The sequence below is a fragment of the Thalassotalea algicola genome, from assembly GCF_012932965.1.
GTDB classification, from domain to species: Bacteria; Pseudomonadota; Gammaproteobacteria; order Enterobacterales; family Alteromonadaceae; genus Thalassotalea_F; species Thalassotalea_F algicola.
The window spans coordinates 153,729-175,686 of record NZ_JABBXH010000006.1 but is presented as its reverse complement, the minus strand read 5'-3'; the positions used below and the strand labels follow the sequence as shown (position 1 = coordinate 175,686).

The 21,958-nt window shown below is 40.4% G+C and carries 18 protein-coding genes; 9 read left to right on the top strand and 9 right to left on the bottom strand.

All coding sequences use genetic code 11. The annotated features are described in order from the left end of the window. Nucleotides 1–51: 51 nt before the first annotated feature. Nucleotides 52–1,575: a YifB family Mg chelatase-like AAA ATPase gene (locus HII17_RS16585; RefSeq protein ID WP_169076484.1), complete on the bottom strand. Its 1,524-nt coding sequence runs from the start codon at nucleotides 1,573–1,575 to the stop codon at nucleotides 52–54. Nucleotides 1,576–1,953: 378 nt separating this feature from the next. Here HII17_RS16585 and ilvG point away from each other — a divergent pair, with 378 nt between their 5' ends. From ilvG to HII17_RS16545, 8 genes are all read left to right on the top strand, one after another. Continuing rightward, nucleotides 1,954–3,618 carry an acetolactate synthase 2 catalytic subunit gene (gene ilvG, locus HII17_RS16580; protein ID WP_169076483.1) on the top strand — a complete coding sequence of 555 codons (1,665 nt, stop codon included), beginning with the start codon at nucleotides 1,954–1,956 and terminating at the stop codon, nucleotides 3,616–3,618. Continuing rightward, the gene (gene ilvM, locus HII17_RS16575) at nucleotides 3,618–3,875 is read left to right on the top strand and encodes an acetolactate synthase 2 small subunit (RefSeq protein ID WP_169076482.1); all 258 of its coding nucleotides are present in this window, start codon (nucleotides 3,618–3,620) and stop codon (nucleotides 3,873–3,875) included. Before ilvG ends, ilvM begins: the two co-directional genes overlap by 1 nt. Before the next feature lie 93 nt (nucleotides 3,876–3,968). Continuing rightward, complete coding sequence (locus HII17_RS16570) at nucleotides 3,969–4,895, top strand: branched-chain amino acid transaminase (RefSeq protein WP_169076481.1); 927 nt, start codon at nucleotides 3,969–3,971, stop codon at nucleotides 4,893–4,895. A 174-nt stretch (nucleotides 4,896–5,069) separates the two neighbouring features. Further along, entirely contained in the window at nucleotides 5,070–6,923 is a 1,854-nt protein-coding gene (ilvD, locus tag HII17_RS16565; RefSeq protein WP_169076480.1) for a dihydroxy-acid dehydratase, read from the top strand. Between the two features lie 12 nt (nucleotides 6,924–6,935). Beyond that, nucleotides 6,936–8,492 (top strand): threonine ammonia-lyase, biosynthetic, encoded by a 1,557-nt coding sequence (ilvA, locus tag HII17_RS16560; protein ID WP_169076479.1) that lies wholly within the window; start codon nucleotides 6,936–6,938, stop codon nucleotides 8,490–8,492. Nucleotides 8,493–8,542: 50 nt separating this feature from the next. Then, nucleotides 8,543–9,034, top strand: a complete 492-nt coding sequence (locus tag HII17_RS16555) for a nuclear transport factor 2 family protein (protein WP_169076478.1) — start codon at nucleotides 8,543–8,545, stop codon at nucleotides 9,032–9,034. Nucleotides 9,035–9,159: 125 nt separating this feature from the next. After that, on the top strand, nucleotides 9,160–10,089 hold the full coding sequence (locus HII17_RS16550) for an SPFH domain-containing protein (RefSeq protein WP_169076477.1): 930 nt from the start codon (nucleotides 9,160–9,162) through the stop codon (nucleotides 10,087–10,089). Nucleotides 10,090–10,303: 214 nt separating this feature from the next. Beyond that, nucleotides 10,304–11,812, top strand: a complete 1,509-nt coding sequence (locus HII17_RS16545) for a S10 family peptidase (protein ID WP_169076476.1) — start codon at nucleotides 10,304–10,306, stop codon at nucleotides 11,810–11,812. Between the two features lie 56 nt (nucleotides 11,813–11,868). Here the strand turns inward: HII17_RS16545 and ubiK are convergent, their stop codons facing one another. Then, nucleotides 11,869–12,141, bottom strand: coding sequence for a ubiquinone biosynthesis accessory factor UbiK (gene ubiK / locus HII17_RS16540; RefSeq protein WP_169076475.1), 273 nt, complete (start codon nucleotides 12,139–12,141; stop codon nucleotides 11,869–11,871). 134 nt (nucleotides 12,142–12,275) lie between these two features. Between ubiK and rep the strand changes: the two genes are divergently transcribed. Then, the gene (gene rep, locus HII17_RS16535) at nucleotides 12,276–14,291 is read left to right on the top strand and encodes a DNA helicase Rep (protein WP_169076474.1); all 2,016 of its coding nucleotides are present in this window, start codon (nucleotides 12,276–12,278) and stop codon (nucleotides 14,289–14,291) included. 103 nt (nucleotides 14,292–14,394) lie between these two features. Here the strand turns inward: rep and HII17_RS16530 are convergent, their stop codons facing one another. The 7 genes from HII17_RS16530 to HII17_RS16500 form a co-directional block, all read right to left on the bottom strand. Beyond that, the gene (locus HII17_RS16530) at nucleotides 14,395–15,024 is read right to left on the bottom strand and encodes a PEP-CTERM sorting domain-containing protein (protein ID WP_169076473.1); all 630 of its coding nucleotides are present in this window, start codon (nucleotides 15,022–15,024) and stop codon (nucleotides 14,395–14,397) included. A gap of 248 nt (nucleotides 15,025–15,272) precedes the next feature. After that, nucleotides 15,273–16,565, bottom strand: coding sequence for a hypothetical protein (locus HII17_RS16525; RefSeq protein ID WP_235938880.1), 1,293 nt, complete (start codon nucleotides 16,563–16,565; stop codon nucleotides 15,273–15,275). A 124-nt stretch (nucleotides 16,566–16,689) separates the two neighbouring features. Next, nucleotides 16,690–17,262 (bottom strand): PEP-CTERM sorting domain-containing protein, encoded by a 573-nt coding sequence (locus tag HII17_RS19350; RefSeq protein WP_169076471.1) that lies wholly within the window; start codon nucleotides 17,260–17,262, stop codon nucleotides 16,690–16,692. Between the two features lie 169 nt (nucleotides 17,263–17,431). Then, nucleotides 17,432–18,430 carry a 2-hydroxyacid dehydrogenase gene (locus tag HII17_RS16515; RefSeq protein WP_169076470.1) on the bottom strand — a complete coding sequence of 333 codons (999 nt, stop codon included), beginning with the start codon at nucleotides 18,428–18,430 and terminating at the stop codon, nucleotides 17,432–17,434. A 127-nt stretch (nucleotides 18,431–18,557) separates the two neighbouring features. Further along, complete coding sequence (gene recG / locus HII17_RS16510; RefSeq protein WP_169076510.1) at nucleotides 18,558–20,651, bottom strand: ATP-dependent DNA helicase RecG; 2,094 nt, start codon at nucleotides 20,649–20,651, stop codon at nucleotides 18,558–18,560. A 13-nt stretch (nucleotides 20,652–20,664) separates the two neighbouring features. After that, nucleotides 20,665–21,375: a tRNA (guanosine(18)-2'-O)-methyltransferase TrmH gene (gene trmH / locus HII17_RS16505; protein WP_169076469.1), complete on the bottom strand. Its 711-nt coding sequence runs from the start codon at nucleotides 21,373–21,375 to the stop codon at nucleotides 20,665–20,667. 192 nt (nucleotides 21,376–21,567) lie between these two features. Then, nucleotides 21,568–21,957: a RidA family protein gene (locus HII17_RS16500; RefSeq protein WP_169076468.1), complete on the bottom strand. Its 390-nt coding sequence runs from the start codon at nucleotides 21,955–21,957 to the stop codon at nucleotides 21,568–21,570. Nucleotide 21,958 lies beyond the last annotated feature (1 nt).

Genomic DNA, 21,958 nt, shown 5'->3' with positions numbered 1-21,958 from the left:
ATCTTAAAATATAAGATTAACAGAAGACAGTTAAAACTTAATTAGAGTTTATTAAACAGCAATGCCCTCGGTTAAATGTCTTAGAATTCGGTCCATCGCCCGATATGAAAGCGCTTCAATTAGATGACTATGCGCGATATCGCTTGCTCCTTCCATATCAGCCAAAGTGCGCGCAATTTTAAGAATCTTATGATGTGCTCGGGTTGATAAACCGAGTTTTTCAACTGCCAATTCCAAAAATTCATTGTCTTCAACTGTCAAAGCACAGAACTGTCGAACTTCACTACTGCTCAAATGAGCATTGGGTTTTTTTTGACGGCTCAACTGTAACTTTCGGCAATTGAGCACTCGCAGTCTAATTGTTGCACTTGATTCTTCACTTTGTTGCTCATTTGCCCAAATACCTCTAGGTAATCTGGCAACTTCAATTTGAATGTCGATCCGGTCTAGAAATGGTCCTGAGAGTCGATTTAAATAGCGTAAAGTTTGCTCAGGAGTGCTGCGTTTGTCGTTGTAAAATCCGGTAGGACTAGGATTCATCGCGGCGACTAATTGGAATTTAGCAGGAAATGTTTGTTTGTGGTTTGCGCGAGATATAGTGACTTCACCTGACTCTAGCGGCTCTCGTAAAACATCAAGTACTTTACGATCAAACTCGGGAAGCTCATCCAAGAACAATACGCCGTGATGCGACAGCGAAACTTCACCTGGGCTTGGTGTAGAGCCGCCACCAATTAATGCGGCGGCTGTTGAGGTATGATGTGGAGATCGAAAAGGCCTAATACTCCAAGTTCTTTCATCGATGTCACATTGGCTAATCGATTGAATGGCTGCGGTTTCAATTGCCTCCTGTTGACTCATCTTGGGTAGTATTCCCGACAAACGACTCGCCAGCATGGTTTTTCCAGTACCAGGAGGACCAACAAAAAGTAAATTATGTGAGCCGCTTGCTGCAATTTCTAGTGCTCGTTTTGCTAAAGGCTGGCCGATAACATCTGCCATGTCTAAGCAACTTTGAGGAGCTACTTTCACCGGTTTCTTAGGCTCGAAAAACGGCAATGTTTGTTGTCTAGCAAAATGAGGAAATAATTGCTGTAAGTGATTTATGGCAATAACTTTTTCTGCATTAACCCACTGAGATTTTTCGGCATTTTGTTCGGGGATAACAAGTGTTCTGCCAGACTCTTGGCAAGCTAAAGTCATTGGAATCTCGCCAATTATCGGCCTAAGTTCACCAGATAGTGCTAACTCTCCGGCAAATTCGTAATCAGCTAGATCTTGGGCTGGCAGTTGCTGAGAAGCTGCCAAAATACCCATCGCAATAGGTAAATCGAATCGTCCGCCTTCTTTGGGAAGGTCAGCTGGCGCTAAATTTACCGTAATTCGTTTGGCAGGAAATTCATAGCCGCAATTAATCAATGCACTTCGAACGCGATCTTTTGATTCTTTTACAGATGTTTCGGGTAATCCGACAATACTAAACGCTGGCAAACCATTTGAGATATGTACTTCAACAGTGACGAGTGGCGATGACAAACCAAGTCGGGCACGACTATACACGCAGGCAAGAGACATAAAAAATCCATTTAAATCAATCCATTTCTATCCCAGTGTAGACATAAAAATTTAGTTGTGCGAATGGCTTATAACCAAAGGTTAGTAAATTGTTGAAAAAACATTAATAAAAAAGCTTGCTAATTGTTTTAGAGCTATGGTACTAATTTAAATAGACAAACTGATTAAATATAATTTCAGAAAAAATAAATAAATATGCAAAACGTAAGCGCAATTATTATTAACATTCTCGTCGTGGTGATTATTAAATCGTCGCGGGGGTGTTTGTTGCGCTAGAAAAATTTTCTGAAACAGCAAATACGAAAACCCCCGCTCCGAAAGGACCGGGGGTTTTTTAATGCCTTTAACCGGATCAAAACTAGAGACAAGACAGAGCTGATGGCAAACGAAACAGAACTAACAGGCGCATCGTTATTATTTGAAGTGCTGAAACAGCACGGTGTAGAGCACATATTTGGTTATCCAGGTGGTGCAATCATGCCTATCTATGATGCGCTATATGACAGTGAGGTTGATCACTTTTTATGTCGTCATGAACAAGGGGCTGCCTTTTCAGCCATCGGTTATGCAAGAGCGTCAGAAAAAGTTGGTGTTTGCTTTGCGACATCTGGTCCTGGGGCGACAAATTTACTGACTGGCTTGGCTGATGCGTTAGCTGATTCTATTCCGCTGGTAGCCATTACTGGTCAAGTTGCTACGGCAGCTATGGGTTCCGATGCGTTTCAAGAAATTGATGTTTTTGGTTTGTCACTTGCTTGTACTAAGCACTCTTTTCAAGTAACCGATGTTCATGATTTGGAAAAAGTGTTACATCGTGCATTTGCTATTGCACTTGAAGGACGTCAAGGGCCGGTATTAGTTGATATTCCAAAGGATATTCAACTAGCTAAGGTAACCGAAGAGCGTGGTGACTATTCGACATTGCGCAACAAAGTAAAACTGCCACCAGCGAATGTCGGCAGTGCATTAGCGTTATTAACGCAGGCTAAGAAACCTGTTCTATATGTTGGTGGTGGTGTCGGTATGGCACGGGCGATTGACGAGCTTAGAAGTTTTGCTAAACGTACTGGCATACCAAGTGTATCGACACTTAAAGGCTTGGGGGCCATTGACCCTAACGATCCTAACTATTTAGGCATGTTAGGAATGCACGGCACAAAAGCGGCCAATTTAGCTGTTCAAGAATGTGACTTACTGATTGCCGTTGGCGCTCGTTTTGATGACCGAGTTACTGGAAAACTAAACGAATTTGCTCCTCATGCTAAGGTCATTCATTTTGATATAGATACAGCTGAAATTGATAAGCGTCGTAAAGCAAATGTCGCAATACTAGGCGATTTAAAGGTCAACCTTCCAGCATTGGAAATACCGTTAACCATTGATGATTGGCAGGCAAAATGTCAGCAAATGCAGGCTTATTTTGGCTGGCAATATGATCACCCAGGTGAAAATATTTTTGCTCCAGCGGTTTTGAAAGAAGTTAGCGATCGAATGCCGCGAAATACTTGTGTTACAACCGATGTTGGCCAGCACCAAATGTGGGCTGCACAACACATGAAGTTTGAAGACCCTACCAATTTTTTAACAAGTGGTGGCATGGGCACAATGGGCTTTGGTTTACCTGCAGCAATAGGCGCGCAAGTAAGTCGACCTTATGACTGCGTTATCGCGGTATCGGGCGATGGTTCAATCATGATGAATGTGCAAGAGTTGGCCACAATTAAACGTTTTCAGTTGCCGGTAAAAATTGTACTTATTGACAACAGTAAATTAGGAATGGTGCGCCAGTGGCAGGACTTATTTTTTAATGGTCGTTTAAGTGAAACGGACTTATCTGATAACCCTGATTTTGTGATGTTAGCGCAAGCGTTTGATATCAAGGCTAAACAAATCACTAAAAAGCATGAAGTAACTGGCGCAATTGAAGAAATGTTAGATCACAATGGCCCTTACTTACTTCAGGTAAAAATAGATGCTAAAGAAAATGTCTGGCCATTAGTGCCACCTGAAACAGCTAACGACAAAATGATGGAGAATACCTAATGAATCGTTATCAATTGAATATCACTGCAGATGATAAACAAGTTGTATTAGAGCGTATTTTGCAGGTAGCTCGCTACCGAGGATTTTTGATCAACGGTATTCATGCGCAAGTCAATACAAAGAATAGCGTCGGTATTATAGAATTATTGGTCAGCAGCGAGCGACCTATTGAGCTTTTAGTTGATCAAATTAACAAACTGATCGACATCAAGAGTGTCAAGGTAGACAATACGGTCATGCAATTAGAAAGCGCATAATTCAATCAAACAACAAGTAGTAAATTTCTGCTAATTCTGATGAATATCAGCACAATATTAGCGGGAAAAAAGATAAAAAATTAGGACGAAAAAATGGCAAAAGTAAATGCAGAATTAATTTGGTTTAACGGTGAACTCATGCCTTGGAAAAACGCAACTGTTCACGTTATGAGTCATGCATTACATTACGGCTCTTCAGTATTTGAAGGTATTCGAGCTTACAATACCCATAAGGGTACGTGTATCTTTCGCTTAGAAGAGCACATTAAACGTTTATTCGATTCGGCAAAAGTTTACCGAATGAACATTCCTTATACGCCAGAAGAAGTTACTCAAGCGTGTAAAGATGCAGTAGCACAAAATAACTTAGAAGCGGCATATCTTAGACCATTAGCATTTCTTGGTGACGTAGGTATGGGTCTTCGCCCACCTGCAGATGCAAAAGCAGATTTGATGGTTGCGGCGTTTAGTTGGGAAGCATATTTAGGTGCAGAAGCTATTGAAAATGGTGTTGATGTTGGTGTTTCTAGCTGGAATAGACTAGCACCTAATACTATGCCTACTGCTGCCAAAGCGGGTGGTAATTACCTTTCTTCACAGTTGATTTCTATGGAAGCTGGTCGCCACGGTTATACCGAAGGGATTGCTTTAGATGTGAATAACATGGTTAGTGAAGGCGCCGGTCAAAACTTATTTTTAGTACGTAATGGCGTAATTTACACGCCATTTAGTACAGCTTCAATTTTACCAGGTTTAACTCGTGACACGGTGATGCAGCTTGCTAAAAACCTAGGCTATGAAGTGCGCGAAGAACCAGTATCTCGTGAATCACTATACCTTGCTGATGAATTCTTTATGACAGGTACAGCAACAGAAGTTGTACCGGTTAAAACGGTTGATGGTATGCCTGTAGGTACAGGCTCTAGAGGCCCTATAACTAAAGCAATTCAAGAAGCCTTTTTTGGTATGTTTGATGGCAGTACAGAGATCCCGGAAGGTTGGTTAGAACCAGTTAAATAACAAACCCTAAACGTTAATTTTTTTGTTGGGAATGCTCACTTATGTTAGATACTGCGCCTTCCCACTTTGAACTTAACGTTTAATTTCTTGTTATTACGTCATCAATGGCCTGATTTGAACAGGTTAACATTGAATTTATAAAACAAACAAACAACGAAGATAGTAGGAAGAAAAATGCCAAAACTTAGATCTGCAACCTCCACTCAAGGCCGTAATATGGCAGGTGCTCGTGCTCTGTGGCGTGCCACAGGTATGACAGACAATGACTTTGGCAAACCTATTATCGCGGTGGTAAATTCATTTACTCAATTTGTACCAGGTCATGTTCATTTAAAAGACATGGGGCAGTTAGTTGCTGGTGCTATCGAAGAAGCTGGTGGTGTTGCCAAAGAATTTAATACTATTGCGGTTGATGATGGTATTGCAATGGGTCATAGCGGTATGTTGTATAGTTTACCTTCGCGTGATCTAATTGCAGATTCAGTTGAGTACATGGTAAACGCACATTGTGCTGATGCCATGGTCTGTATTTCAAACTGTGACAAAATTACACCGGGCATGCTAATGGCGGCAATGCGATTAAACATACCGGTTATCTTTGTTTCAGGTGGTCCAATGGAAGCAGGTAAAACTAAGCTTTCAGATCAAATTATTAAACTTGATCTAGTTGACGCCATGATTCAAGGTGCCGATCCGACCGTGTCTAATGAGCAGTCTGATCAAGTAGAACGCTCAGCGTGTCCTACTTGTGGATCTTGTTCAGGCATGTTCACCGCTAACTCAATGAACTGTTTAGCCGAAGCGTTAGGTTTAGCATTGCCAGGCAATGGTTCTATGCTTGCCACTCATGCTGATCGTGAACAATTATTCTTAAAAGCTGGCAAGCAAATCGTAGAATTAACTAAACGCTATTACCAAGACAATGATGAGTCAGCATTACCACGCAACATTGCCAACAAAGACGCGTTACACAATGCAATGTGTTTAGACATCGCAATGGGTGGTTCTACCAATACCATCTTACATTTGCTCGCTGTAGCACAAGAGGCTGATATAGATTACACCATGGAAGACATGGACAAATTATCACGCATTGTGCCGCAACTATGTAAAGTTGCTCCTTCAACACCTGACTATCATATGGAAGATGTGCATCGTGCAGGTGGTGTTATTGCAATATTAGGTGAGTTAGCACGTGCAAACCTGCTAAAGACTGACGTAACTAATGTGTTAGGTACAAACCTAACAGAGCACTTAGCGCAGTACGATATCAAAGTGACTGAAGATGAAGACGTTAAAAAGTTCTATCGAGCAGGTCCAGCTGGTATTCGTACTACCAAAGCCTTTAGCCAAGATTGCCGTTGGGACACGTTAGATGACGATCGTGAAAATGGCTGTATACGCTCATATGAAAATAGGTTTTCTACCGAAGGTGGTTTAGCAGTATTGTCAGGTAATATTGCTCTTGATGGCTGTGTTGTCAAAACTGCAGGCGTAAGCGATGACAACTTAACCTTTACCGGCCCTGCCCATGTCTTTGAAAGTCAAGATGATGCGGTAGCTGGTATTCTTGATGGCAAAGTTGTTGCGGGTGAAGTGGTTGTTATTCGTTATGAAGGACCTAAAGGTGGTCCAGGCATGCAAGAAATGCTTTACCCAACAACGTATTTAAAATCTATGGGTTTAGGCAAGGCATGTGCGCTATTAACTGATGGACGTTTTTCTGGTGGTACATCGGGTTTATCGATTGGTCATGTGTCTCCAGAAGCGGCGAGTGGTGGAGTTATCGCACTTGTAGAACAAGGCGATATTATCGAAATTGACATTCCTAACCGCTCAATTGTCTTGAAAATTTCTGATGAAGAACTCGCTGCTCGTAAAGCAGCAATGGATGCTTCACCTAATGGATGGCAGCCGAAAAATCGCGTTCGTCCAATTAGTTACGCACTAAAAAATTACGCAATGTTGGCGACTAGTGCTGACAAAGGTGCGGTGCGTAATCGTGAACTTTTAGATGGTAATAGCTAAACGAGGCTAAAAATGACATCGCCAAAACCCGAAGACAAACAGCAAAACCAAGAAGAGATAGCACTCGACTATTTACGTCGTATTTTGCTCGCTCCTGTTTACGATGTAGCAAAAGAAACTGAATTAACCTCGTTAACAAAACTATCGACCCGTTTAGGCCAGCAAATATACCTAAAAAGAGAAGATCAGCAGCCAGTTCATTCGTTTAAGTTACGTGGTGCATACAATAAATTAGCCAACTTAAGTGAAGCGAAATGTATTCACGGTGTTGTTGCGGCTTCTGCTGGTAATCATGCACAAGGTTTAGCTTTAGCGGCAAGTAAACTAGGCATCAAAGCAACGATATTTATGCCGATCACGACACCAGATATCAAAGTCGATAATGTCCGCCGATTAGGTGCAGAGGTGCGCTTAGTAGGTAAAAGTTATAATGACGCGCAATCAGCCTCTATTGAATGCGCACAACAAGAGCAGAAGACTTTGATTCATCCGTTTGATGATCAAGACGTTATTGCTGGGCAAGGCACTGTTGCAAAAGAATTACTGCAACAACAGTCTAAATTGGATGCAGTCTTTATCCCTGTTGGTGGCGGTGGGTTATTGGCGGGAATGGCTGTTTATTTAAAGCAGCTGCGACCTGATATCAAAGTAATTGGTGTAGAAGCAGAAGACTCGGCTTGCTTAAAAGCCGCCCTTGATGCAGGTGAGCCTACGGATTTAAGTCATGTCGGTTTGTTTGCTGATGGTGTGGCAGTTAAGCGCATTGGTGAACACACGTTTGATGTTATTAAGCATTATTGTGATGAAGTGATTACCGTCTCAAGTGATGAAATATGTGCGGCAATCAAAGATATCTTCGAACAAACGCGAGTGATCGCAGAACCTGCCGGAGCATTATCGCTTGCTGGTTTAATAAAATATTGTCAAACCAGCGAAGGGAGTGAGTCTTTAGCGGCGATACTTTCTGGCGCGAATATGAACTTTCATAGCTTACGCTATGTATCTGAGCGTTGTGAGTTAGGGGAACAAAAAGAAGCCGTGCTTGCCGTTACTATCCCAGAAGAAAAAGGTAGCTTTAAACGTTTTTGTAAGGCGCTTTCAGGGCGAGGCATTACCGAATTTAACTACCGTTATGCTGGTGCAAATGAAGCAAATATATTTGTAGGGGTTAAGCTCGGTGGAGAAGTTGAAGAACGTGTTGCGTTGCAACAAGCCTTAACGAAAGCAAACTATAAGGTTTGTGATTTTACAGACAATGAGTTAGCTAAACTTCACGTGCGCTATATGATCGGCGGCCAGAGCCCTGCTAATGTTGATGAACGAATCTTCCGCTTTCAGTTCCCCGAATATCCAGGTGCATTAGAGAAGTTTTTAGACACCTTAGGTGAGCACTGGAATATTACGCTGTTTCACTACCGCAATCATGGTGCAGCCTTTGGACAAGTGTTAGCAGGCTTTGAAGTAAGCGAGGAACAACAGTTGGCATTTTTCCGCCACCTTAAGGACTTAGGTTATGAATGGCAAGAAGAGACACAAAACCTTGCATATCATTCGTTTCTTAAAAACTAAATTAGATATAAAGTGAGGCCAATCCTCACTTTATATCTCAATACTGAACAATGAAATCTATTTTAATTGTCTTACTTTCTCTCTATATGTTGATGTCTTCGTCAGGACACGCTCAGCAATTATCGGCGAATGTAGAGCAGCTTGCTCAGCAATATTTTACGCTTTATACCAAGCGTGAAGACTTTGACAGCTTTATGGCATTTTATGATGACAATGTAGTACTCGAAGATATTGTGTACGGAAATCACATCGCGGATAAAAAAGCATTAAGACGGTTTTTTAACTGGACAGATCCAAAGTTTTCTATGATATCAGAGCATAACTTGGTACTTGAAAAAATGATTGTTGATCGCTACGAAGTTGTCGCAACGGGTTACTTTCCCGTATTTAACTATGACGATAAACCACTTGGCCCATGGCGGTTTATCATTCATTTAACTTTCAATGAACAGGGTAAGATTATTCATCAAGTCGACTGGATAAATTACACACCTAGATCGCAATTTTTAGGTGGCGATAACTTAAATAAACTAATCAATTAATGTAAACCTCTATCGCCTCTTATAGCTACAAGTTATTTAAATAGATTTGCAAAAAACTAAATCGCATGACATATTATGTCTTGCGATTGCAAAATCGTGTAAAAACAATCAAGAGGAGAGTTTTTATGTTAAATAACGGATTAACTACTAAAGCAGAAATAAATACAGATAAAATTGCCAAAAATATCAAGATAGGTGGCGTATTAGTTTTTGCGCTATTCATCGTTTGGATGGTGTTCTACACCATAGATGAAGGTCATGTTGGTATTGTGAAACGTTTTGGTGAAGCAACGACTCAAGTCAACCCTGGTTTGCATTTAAAAGTACCCTTTGCAGACTCAGTTGAAGAATTAGAAATTCGTACCCGCAAAAATGCTGAGGCACTGAAAGCGTCAACATTTGAGCAAATGCCGGTTCAAGCAGAAGTCTCAGTAAACTGGACTGTAATTCGTTCAGAAGCTTTCGAACTATATAAAAACTATGGCGGCTTAGATCAATTTGAAAACCGTATTCTTGATCCCCGTTTACGTTCTGCTGCAAAAGATGCATTAGCGCGATTTAAAGCAGAAGAAATTGTTCAAAACCGCGGGAAAGTGATTCAACGAATTGAAGAAACGTTGTTAGAGACCATGGCAGAGTTTCCTGTAAAGCTTGATAGCGCCCAGATTGAAAACCTAGTGTTACCTGCTAAATATTTACAAAGTATTGAAACTAAGCAAACCGAGAAAAACTTAGCAGCAGCAGAAAAACACCGCCTAGAGCGTCAGAAGCTAGAAGCGCAACGAGAAGTAAATACGGCCGAGGCGAAGCGTGATGCAGAGAAAGCTCGTGCAGATGGTTCTGCTTATGCAATAACGACAGAAGCAAAGGCTGAGGCTGAAGCCATTCGCATGAAAGGTTTAGCAGAAGCAGAAGCTATAAAGAAGAAAGCGGAAGCGATCAAAACGAGCAAAGTACTTGTTGAATATGTCAAAGCGCAACAGTGGGACGGTAAAATGCCTACAACTGTAATGGGACAAGGCCAAGATATTCTTTGGAATATGAAAGAAAAATAGTCACATTTAGTGCGCTATTGTATTTAAAAGCCAAGCGTTCGCTTGGCTTTGTATTTTCTAAATATCTTCTGATTTCATAGATAGAAAAATGTATTAACCGTTTAGTTACAATTTCAATTTTATCGCAAATTTACTACTTTCTAGCGAGATTATCTGACACATTCAAATTGATGCACTAGTCTGTTTAGATTCGAATAAATTAAATAGGCAAGATATGAGTAGAAAGTTAATTACAGTGTTACTGGTGTTCTCTTTTTCATTCGGTATTAGTGCGAGTGAGCATCTACGTCAATTGGAGATAGATAGCAGCAATACCACCAAGCATTCGACAAAAATCAACGGTAAAAAAGTTAGCTATTCAGCCACTACTGGCACCCAACCAGTGTGGGACAAAGAAGGTCACCCAACAGCTAGCCTGTTTTATACTTATTATCAGCGCACTGATATCAAAGATAATAGTACTAGGCCATTGCTAATATCTTTCAATGGTGGTCCTGGTTCAGCATCGGTTTGGATGCATGTGGCCTATACAGGCCCTCGCGTACTCAATGTTGATAATGAAGGTTTTCCGCTTCAGCCATATGGTGTTAAAACCAACCCTTATTCTATTCTAGATGTAGCTGACATTGTTTTTGTAAACCCAGTTAATACCGGTTACTCAAGAGTGTTACCAAACAAAGAAGGCAAGATGCCAAGCAAAGAACAACAAAAGAAAATGTTCTTTGGTGTTAACGCTGACATAAAGTACTTAGCAGACTGGGTTAATACTTTTGTATCTCGAACCAACCGATGGCGCTCTCCAAAATACTTAATTGGTGAAAGCTATGGTACGACACGTGTGTCTGGCTTAGCATTGGAGTTGCAAAACCGCCAATGGATGTATTTAAATGGTGTAATACTCGTTTCGCCAACGGATATTGGTATCGACAGGAAAGGCCCTGTAAAAGCGGCAAATCGTTTACCTTACTTTGCTGCCGCGGCTTGGTATCACAATGCGTTAGCAAGTGAATTACAAAGCAAAGACTTACTCGAGCTATTACCTGAAGTCGAAGGTTTTACCATAAATGAATATATACCGGCTTTAGCAAAAGGCGGCTTTATTAATGCAGAAGAAAAACAGGCAATCGCGACAAAGGTAGCGCACTATTCAGGGCTTTCAATTGATGAAGTTTTGGGTAGTAATTTAGATATTGCCACCAGTTATTTTTGGAAAGCATTATTGCGAAATCGCAAACAAACCATAGGTCGTTTAGATTCTCGCTATTTAGGTATAGATAAAAAAACTGTCGGCGAACGACCTGATTACAACTCGGAATTAACTTCCTGGTTGCACAGCTTCACTCCTGCAATTAACTATTACCTACGCGAAGAATTAGACTATGTAACTGATATTAAATACAACATGTTTGGCCCTGTTCACCCTTGGGATCGCACTAATAACAAAACCGGTGAAAATTTACGTCAAGCAATGGCACAAAACCCGTATTTAAATGTCATGATTCAAGCGGGTTATTACGATGGCGCAACGAATTATTTTGATGCGAAATATACCATGTGGCAGCTTGATCCTAGTGGGTTAATGAAAGAGCGGTTATCATTTAAAGGCTATCGAAGTGGACATATGATGTATCTTCGACATGATGATTTGCGAGACGCTAATCAAGATATTAGAGCCTTTATGAAAGCAACTTTGCCTAGTAAAGATAAAGCCGCGAAATACTAAAAATGCAAAAGGCACCTCAATGGTGCCTTTATAAATTGTTAAAGCTAAGCTTTAAGTTATTCAGCTGTGCTTTTGTTTTCAACTGCAGCTAATCGTTGCTCTAGCGCAACAACAGCAGCTTCTAACGCAGTGATTTTTTCACGTGTTTTAATTAATACTTGGGTTTGTACGTCGAACTCTTCACGTGTTACTACGTCTAGCTCAGATAATTTACGCTGAATAACGGTTTTAGTTTTTTCTTCTATTTCATTGGCTACTGACTTTACACCTGGTGGAATAGCATCGGTAACTTGCTTAGCAATTTCTTCTATTTTTTTTGCGTTAATCATTTGGGCTAACCTCTTTGTTGATACTGGCTATTGTAAACAAAACGTCGGATGATCGCATAATTTTTACTATCAAATACTGTTGTTGTTGGCAAAACAAGGTAAAATTTGCCGCCCGGTTTTATTAAGAGATTGAAATGAAGTTAAACCCTCGCCAAGAAGAAGCAAAGAAATACGTCAGTGGGCCTTGCCTAGTGCTGGCTGGCGCGGGTAGTGGTAAAACCGGTGTAATTTGTCAGAAAATAGCGTACTTAATTCAAAAGTGTGACTATAAAGCAAGAAATATAGCGGCAGTAACCTTTACCAATAAAGCGGCACGCGAAATGAAAGAGCGTGTGGCCAATATGTTAGGTAAAGATTTAACACGTGGTTTAACGGTCTCTACATTCCACTCTCTTGGTCTCGACATCGTTCGCCGTGAAATTAAAACACTGGGCTACAAGCCGGGTTTTACGTTGTTTGACGATCAAGACTCTTTGTCTTTACTAAAAGAGCTTACCGAACAAGAGCTTGATGGTGACAAAGACTTATTAAGTAAACTGCAAATGATGATTTCTAACTGGAAGAATGATTTGCTACTGCCGGATCAAGTGCTTAAAAACACTACAGATGCAGATACCGCAGAGTTTGCAGAATTTTACCAGCGCTATCATTTACACATGAAAGCCTACAATGCGTTAGATTTTGATGATCTAATACTTATCCCTACCTTGCTATTAAAGCATTACCCAGAAGTGCGTGCTCGTTGGCAGAAAAAAATTCAATATATGTTGGTGGATGAATACCAAGACACTAATGCCAGCCAATATGAGTTAGTTAAGTTAATTACTGGAGAGCGAGGAAGGTTGACCGTAGTTGGCGACGATGATCAATCCATCTATTCTTGGCGTGGCGCAAAGCCTCAAAACCTAGTGTTGTTGGGTGAAGACTACCCAAATCTTAAGTTAATTAAATTGGAGCAAAATTATCGCTCTAGTGGACGTATTTTACATTGCGCGAATATCTTAATTGCTAACAATCCGCACGTATATGACAAAGCGTTGTTTAGTGAACACGACTACGGTATGCCAATTCGTATTGTGCAGACCCGTAACGAAGAGCATGAAGTCGAAAGGGTGGTAGGTGAGCTAATTGGTCACCGTTTTATGAACAAAACGCATTATAAAGACTATGCAATTTTGTATCGTGGCAATCACCAATCGCGCTTATTAGAAAAGGCGCTGATGACCAACCGTATTCCATACAAAATTAGTGGTGGCACATCGTTTTTCTCTCGCTCAGAAATTAAAGATATCATGGCATATTTACGCCTGTTAGTTAATCCAGATGACGACAACGCCTTTTTAAGAGTGGTAAACGTGCCTAAGCGCGAGCTAGGTCCTGCGACGCTAGAAAAATTGGGTAACTATGCTAACAAGCGCCAAATAAGTATGTTTGCCGCTAGTTTTGAACTTGGATTAGAACAAACTTTATCGGGTCGTGGTTTACATAACTTACAGAAATTTACTCGTTGGCTTGTCGAGACATCGGACAATGCTGAGCGCGGTGAAACGCCAGCAATATTACGTTCTATGATCCGTGAAATGAATTATGAAGATTATCTTTACGATAGTTCACCAAGTGCTAAAGCAGCCGAAATGCGGATGAAAAATGTTACTCAGTTATTTAGCTGGGTGACACAAATGCTTGAGGGTGACGAGCTAGATGAAGCCATGACTTTGCCACAGGTCGTCTCGCGCTTAACTTTGCGAGATATGATGGAGCGCAATGAAGAAGAAGAGTTTGCTGACCAAGTTCAGTTGATGACGCTTCATGCATCAAAGGGCCTTGAATTTCCCTATGTGTTTTTGATTGGTATGGAAGAAAACTTATTGCCCCATCAAACTAGTATTGATGAAAATAACGTTGAAGAAGAGCGTCGTTTAGCTTATGTAGGCGTTACTCGGGCAAAGCGAGAGTTAATTTGCACGTATGCCAGAGAACGTCGCCAATTTGGTGAAGTGGCTCGAACCGAACCTAGTCGGTTTTTATATGAAATGCCGCAAGATGATCTTATTTGGGAAACTGAAAAATCAAAAAAATCGCAAGAGCAGAAACAACAAACAGCGAAAGCTGGTGTAGCTAACTTAAGAGATTTGTTAAAGAAAAAATAATTAAGAAGAGAAATTACGAGATTTTATTTCGCTAAAAATTTATTAAAAAAGCACTGATGCAATACTCAATGCTTTTTGGATTAGCTGAATTTATGATTTAGATTTATTTTTTTAATTTACGAGTAGTTATACCCAGCAAACCTAGTGCGAAAATAGCTAAAGTTGTAGGTTCTGGAATTCCTTGTCCGCCACTACTGGCACTGTTTACATTTAATGTGAGGCTATCTGAAACGCCTTGATTTTCCCAGGCCCACGTATAGCTTCCAATATTAAACCCCGCAGAAGCAATATTAGTATTAAGAAAAGTCATGCTTCCTATAATAGAACTATTTGATATATAGCCATCTGATAACCACAATTGATTTGTGGAGGAGCTAGGGCTTGAAGACTGTTCAAAAAATAGGCCTTCACCTGCAACAGTCCCGCTCAAAAGTGTAACGTTAGTACCTATTGAATCCCAATTAGGGATCGATGTGAAAAATAGGTTATAGTCGTCAAGCCCGCTTTGGTCTTGGCCTGCAATTCTAAAAAAACTCTGGCGATCATATCGAGTACTAAAAGACCTATTGCTATCTTGCAAGCCTAAAGTAGAGTCTAGATTTACTGAGCCAGACCAGCTAAAGACAAGATTAGATCCAACATTATCTACATTAACTATTAGCCCTGCGTTCGCAATTCCACTAATGGCTAGTATTGCACCGGCAACTAGGCCTTTTAATATTTTATTTTTCATTTGAGTTTCCTTTTAAACGCGTGTCCCAAAAAAGCCACTAATTTTGTGAGTTAGCTGAATCAATCAAATTACATGCCAATAAATTAATTAAGCTATAAAACAAATGCTTATATTGTTATTGGAATTTTAATATGGACGTTTGTAAATTATATGGACATTAGAATGTTACTAAAAAACTAGAGCTACTTAAAAGTAGCTCTATAGATAGATATTTGAAACGGCCCCTTAGCCGAATTCTGGTAGTAACTTTAATCAGCCATCATCGAAGCAGTTTTAGGCAATGCCAGTAACTCTGCAAATACTTGCCAGCGTTTTTCTGCACCTTCGGTGCCTGTTAAACGATCAACATATTGGCGTACTAAATCTTGACCTAAATTGTAATTTATAACATAAGCACGATTTGCCTCAATGAAGCCAATACGCTGAGTCGATTTTTCTTTGCTAGACAGGGCATATTTCATGAGTAATTCGATAGCTGCTTCTTTATCGATTTCGCCGTCCAAATAGCGCTTTGCCACCATATTATCTGCATAAGATAGTTCAGCAAGCTTGTCTTGAATTTGATAGTAACGTTCGGCTTGCTCTTTATCTAAGCCCGCGAGCGGAAATAACACGTCTTTTTCAAATGCCAAGCGCTCAGTTTTTGGAAATGCCACGTCAATGCCATAATTTGCGCTACCTTCTGCTAATAGCGACATTGGTGAATAGAGTGGATAAATGCTGTATTCAATCCAGCCCATTTTATCGACAAGATGTTGTTCCATTTGAGAATTGAAAACGTGATGGCCTGGGTAGCCCTCATGGCTTGCTAAATCAATGGCACGTTCAATATAGATAGGGAAGTCGGTGTTAAATTGAATTAGACTAAAATTGTTGCCTTGGTACCAGTTATAGCCACTCCATACTTTATCGGTAACATATTCGATGGTGAAGTTTTCATTACTTGGGAGAGCAATATAGTTTTTAGTACGCTTTCTCGCTTCATCAATTGCAGCAACAAATACTGTATCTAGCTTATCTAGTGGGATAATAAATTGTTTTTTATAGGCGTTTAAGCGTTCATTTAATGTACCTTTCCCAGGCACTAATAACTCTAGTTCTTGGAGTGATTTATTTAGCTCTACTTCTGTGGTGTTTGGAGAAATGGCGTCATATAAACCAAGTGATTCGTCATCGAATGTGATTTGCTCACCTTGTTGCAATCGAATAAACATGACAATAGAGTTGAGCTGAATTGCTAAGAATTGCTTTCGTAATGCTTGGCTAGCTTCTACTTGTGTTGAATTGAGTTTATTAATAAGATCGCGAGTCTCAGTCAAAAGCTCTGCTAATGGTTTCTTATGACTTTCTGCTTTCCACTCTTCTGGACCGTAATAGGCGTCAATGTAGGCACTATGGTGATGACCTACATCAAGCACTAACTTGACATATTTCTCTGCTATTGTATTAATTTTGTTCATGTTTTCTTTATTTTTATTAGGTTCTGTACAAGCTGAAAGCAATATGCTGAAAGCACATATAAATAGCATTAACTTTTTCAAAAGCTACTCCTTAGTAGCATTAAACTTGGCTTCATAGTAATGAGTGAAAGGTAGAATGTTAATAGCTAAAAATAAAAAAGCCGACATTTCGTCGGCTTTTTTATTATAAGTAATTTAATAGATATTAAGTTTTCTTAAATCGTTTACCTGCTAATAAGGTGCAAGCTAACAACATTAATACTATTGAACTAGGCTCTGGAATAGTTGGTGGTCCAGGCTGATCAAAGCCAAAGGTAACGATTTCCCATAGGTATGGGTTTACATCTGGAGCTGGTAATTTCACAGCATAGCTTCCGAAGCCACTAATAGCGGGATTAGTGATATCTACAAAGTTAAACGGGGCTACAAATGGCACACTTTCGTAAACGGTAAATTCAATTCCAGTAATGTTGTAGTCACCATCTAAGGTTAAACGAGGGCTGAACATAAAATCATCTGCGCCAGTAAATAGCTGGCCGAAGATATTTAAATTCATTGTAATGCCTGACAACACATTAAAACCTGAGCCTTGTACGGTCGCGGATGAATCATCGAAGGATATTTGTACAGAGCCTGTAGTCCCTAATTCAGGAACATCTTCAGGAGAAAGGCCGTTAACAACGACTACTTCTAAATCATGAGTAATTAATGTAGCGGTACTCGTATAGCTAACCAAAGAAAAGGCAAGCATTACTACTGAAATTAATAATTTTTTCACTGAAACCTCAACTAACATACATCTAAAGTTTTCGTATTTACGTAAATAAAAGCAAAAAGCATGCCTTCTATAATTTAGTATACAAAACAGGGTGTTAGTAGGCGCTGTAAAATAAACCGTCTATTAGTGTAAAATATTTCAACACTTTGCTGTTGATAATTGTAAAGAGTTAATACAATAAGAAGTGTTCTTCTAATACTTTACCGTTAAGTAAAATACTCAGGCTATTGATAGTCGTGTTGGCGATGGTCGAGATGGCTTCTTCAGTAAAGAAGCCTTGATGGCCAGTAATCAGTACATTGGGGAAGGTACTAAGTCGCGCAAAAATATCATCTTGTATAATTTCGCCCGATAAGTCTTCAAAAAATAAATTGCTTTCTAGTTCGTATACATCAATACCCAAATAGCCCAGCTTTTTGCGCTTTAATGCGGTAACGACTGAGTGACTATCAATAAGTCCGCCACGACTGGTATTAATTAACATGGCGTTGGGTTTCATATAGTTTAGTGATTGCTCGTTAATAATGTGGCGAGTTTCAGAATTAAGAGGGCAGTGCAAACTGATGATATCTGACTTAGAAAAAAGCTGCTCAAGTTCAACAAAATTAACACCTAAATTTACCGCTTCTGGATTAGGGTAAGGGTCGTTTGCAATGAGTTTACAACCAAAACCTTTTAATATTTTTAATGTCGCTAAGCCGATATGACCTGCACCTATAATACCAACTGTTTTTTTGTTCAAATTAAAACCCATTAAGCCGTCTAGCGAAAAGTTGTCTTCTCGTATGCGGTTATAGGCTTTGTGAAATTTACGGCTAAGGGTGAGCATTAAGCCTACAGTATGTTCGGCAACAGCTTCGGGTGAATATTCAGGTACGCGGCAAATTTTCATACCTAAAGATTGAGCACATTCAATATCAACGTTGTTAAAGCCAGCACAGCGAAGAGCAATAGTCTTAATCCCTAGCTCCGTTAGTTTATGGAGTACTTGAGTGTTTGCTTCATCATTCACAAAGATACAAATAGCATCAAAGTTGTGAGCAAGTTCGACTGTTTCGGCGCTTAACTTACTTTCAAAAAACTCAAACACTAAATCAGTGTTCTGGTTGAAGCGATTGATAAATACCTGATCGTATTTTTTGCTACTAAAAACGGCGACTTTGAACATATGAGTATTCCTTTTGCTTATGCAATAGTGTGGCGTAGGTTTGCCTAAATATCCATGAAACTAGTTTGAATGAAGGTGTGCTAATTAGTTAAGTTATTCCTCTAATAAATTACATAGCCAACTAGATTTATGCATTAGAGTAATGTTCGCGGTTTCCTAACCAACGCATAATAATAGCCTCGGCCTGTTTGGGGTGTTGTTGCCAAAGCAAGTATGCATGCTGTTGGACTTCCGGAATAATGTCTTTATCTCGAACTAGGTCGGCAATTTTTAGATCGGCAAGACCAGTCTGCTTAGTGCCTAACAATTCACCAGGACCTCTAATTTCTAGATCTTTTTGAGCAATAACAAAGCCGTCATTGCTTTCTCTTAAAACGCCTAAACGTTTAGTGGCTGTTTTAGATAGCGGTGATTTGTACATCAAAACGCAGTGTGATGCGACAGAGCCTCGACCGACACGGCCACGTAATTGGTGTAATTGCGCAAGCCCTAAACGTTCTGGGTTTTCAATAACCATCAGGCTTGAGTTAGGTACATCAACACCGACTTCAATTACGGTAGTTGCTACGAGCAAGTGAAGCTCAGCATTTTTAAATGCTTCCATTACTGCCTGCTTCTCAGCAGGTTTCATTCGGCCATGTACTAATCCAATACGTAGCTCAGGTAATACTTCCTGTAAATAAGTTGCAGTATCTTCTGCGGCTTGGCACTGCAAGACTTCGGATTCTTCAATTAAAGTACACACCCAGTATGCTTGGCGGTCATCTTGTGTACACCCTTGACGAATACGTTCAATAACGTCATCTCGTCGGGTGTCGGGTAGGGCAATGGTATTAATCGGCGTACGGCCAGGTGGTAATTCATCAATCACTGAAGTATCTAGATCAGCGTAAGCAGTCATCGCCAGTGTTCGTGGAATTGGCGTGGCGGTCATAATCAGCTGATGAGGGTACATATTATCGAAAGCGCCTTTCTCCCTGAGTGCCAAACGTTGATGAACACCAAAGCGGTGTTGTTCGTCGATGATAATTAAGGCGAGCTTATTAAAAGAAACCTGTTCTTGAAATAGCGCGTGAGTACCGACTGCCATTTGCATAGTACCATCGGCAATGCTGGTTAGTGCTTCATTTCTGGCTTTTGCTTTAGTTTTACCCGCTAACCAACCCACCGTGATACCAAGAGGTTCAAACCATTGTTGAAAATTGATGGCATGTTGCTCGGCAAGAATTTCAGTCGGTGCCATTAGTGCGACTTGGTAGCCTTTGCCTATCGCTGTTATCGCCGCAAGTGCTGCTACTAACGTTTTTCCTGAACCAACGTCACCTTGCACTAGCCTCATCATCGGTAAGTTTCGATTGAGATCAGTTCTAATTTCTTCGACTACCCGCTTTTGCGCATTGGTAGGGCTAAATGGCAGACTGTCTAAAAATGCACTGTTGAGTTTACTATCAAGCGATAATGACACTGCATCGTGTTTGTCTGCAGATTGTCTTAGCTTAAGCATACTAAGGTTATGAGCTAATAACTCTTCTTTAATTAGTCGTAACTGTGCGGGATGCTTACCATTTTCCAATTGCTCTGTAGAAACATCTGGTGGTGGTCGATGTATCAGTTTTAATGCTTGTGCCAAAGTATAGGGTTCGTTAGAAAATTCAGCCGGTAATAGTTCTTCGACACTACCGTGATCTAATCGCTTTATCGCTTGTTCGGAAATGTTACGAAAAGTAATTTGCCTCAAACCATCAGTGGTGGGGTAAACTGGCGTTAATGTTTCTTCGACAGCCGTTAATTCATTATCTTTATCGAGTTGCTTATATTCAGGATGTACAATTTGAAAGCTTCTAGGGCCGCGTTGCACTTCACCATAGCAACGAATTTCTGTACCAATAGATAGTGCATTTTTTTGGGCCGCAGAAAAATGGAAAAACCGTAAGTCGATAGAGCCGGAACCATCATTAAGGGTAATGACCAGCATTCGTTTACGGCCAAGCACGACTTGATTATTGGTAATCTCACCAATGATATTGGTATAGATTCCAGGCATAAGGTCACGAACAGCGGTTATTCTGGTGCGATCTTCATATCGCAAGGGTAAGTGAAAAAGTAAGTCTTGGACAGAGTTTAGCCCTAGTTTTGCAAATTTATCTGCCATCGCAGGTCCCACGCCTTTCAGTGAGGCGATGGTGACTTTTGCTAAATTGGTGAGTCCTTTCTCTGCCATGGCACTAGATAAATTATTCGTCGTCAATATCAGCCCAAGCTTCCTGGCTCATTTGCATTTTTTGCCACCAATCATCAGAGGCAATAATTTCACCGTCATCATTGATATGTGGGTAAGGTAAGCCTTTAGTGTTACATACTTTGGCGAAAATTGGGTGGCCACCTTCAAATAACATGCGCTGACGAGTATCTTCGTCAATGGTTGATTTTCCGTACATTCCTGCAAGTTCACGCTGGCGCTGCGCTTCATATAGCACAACGGCATTAGCTACTGAAACATTTAAAGACTGCACCATTCCTACCATAGGAATAATAATATCTTGGTCGGCCATTTCTTTGGCAACATCAGAAGCGCCAAACTTTTCTTGGCCTAATATTATTGCTGTTGGCTTAGTGTAATCAATCTCGCGAAAATCGACGGCTTTGTCAGATAGGTTGGTTACCAGAACTTGCATACCTTGTTTTTTGATTTCGGTAATAGCATCTTTCGTGTTGGTGTAATTGTGAACATCAACCCAGTTTTGGCTGCCAGCAGCAATGCCGCCAGATGCGCGCATTTGTTCGTTTTTCCATACTGCATGTACCGCACTAACACCAATGGCATCACATGTACGAACAACCGCGGCTAGATTGTGAGGTTTATGAACACCTTCCATACAAACCGTTAGATCAGGCTGGCGGTGGGCAAGCATAGAGAGAATTCGTTGGTGTCTTTCTGGTGTCATTTTATTCGTCACATTTCATATTAACACGGCGTTACTGATAGTTTCATTCGAAATCACATACTGGTTGTATGCTCATACGTTTAAAACTTTCAGTGCCTGTCTAATTACGAACTATATAAAAAATTCGCACTTAAACGGTTCAATTTTCGTTTGTCTAAATTGAATTTAGACAGTTGTAGATCAAGCCAAATTTTAGGCGACGTTTGGAATTTCCATGACACCGTCAATTTCAATATCTACACCTTTAGGGAGAGCCGACACTTGAATTGCAGCACGTGCAGGGTAAGGTTCTTGAAAATGTTTTGCCATAATTTCGTTAACTGTCGCAAAATTAGCGAGATCAGTCATAAAGATATTCACTTTCACCATGTCATTTATTGAACCACCAGCCGCTTCACAAACGGCAACAAGGTTTTTAAATACTTGCTCTGCTTGTTCGGCAAAACCACCCTCTATAACTTCCATCGTTTCTGGAATAAGAGGAATTTGACCAGAAAGGTATACAGTGTTGGTCACTTTTACTGCTTGGCTGTACGTGCCAATGGCGCTAGGTGCGCTGTCTGTTGATACAATAGTTTTCATA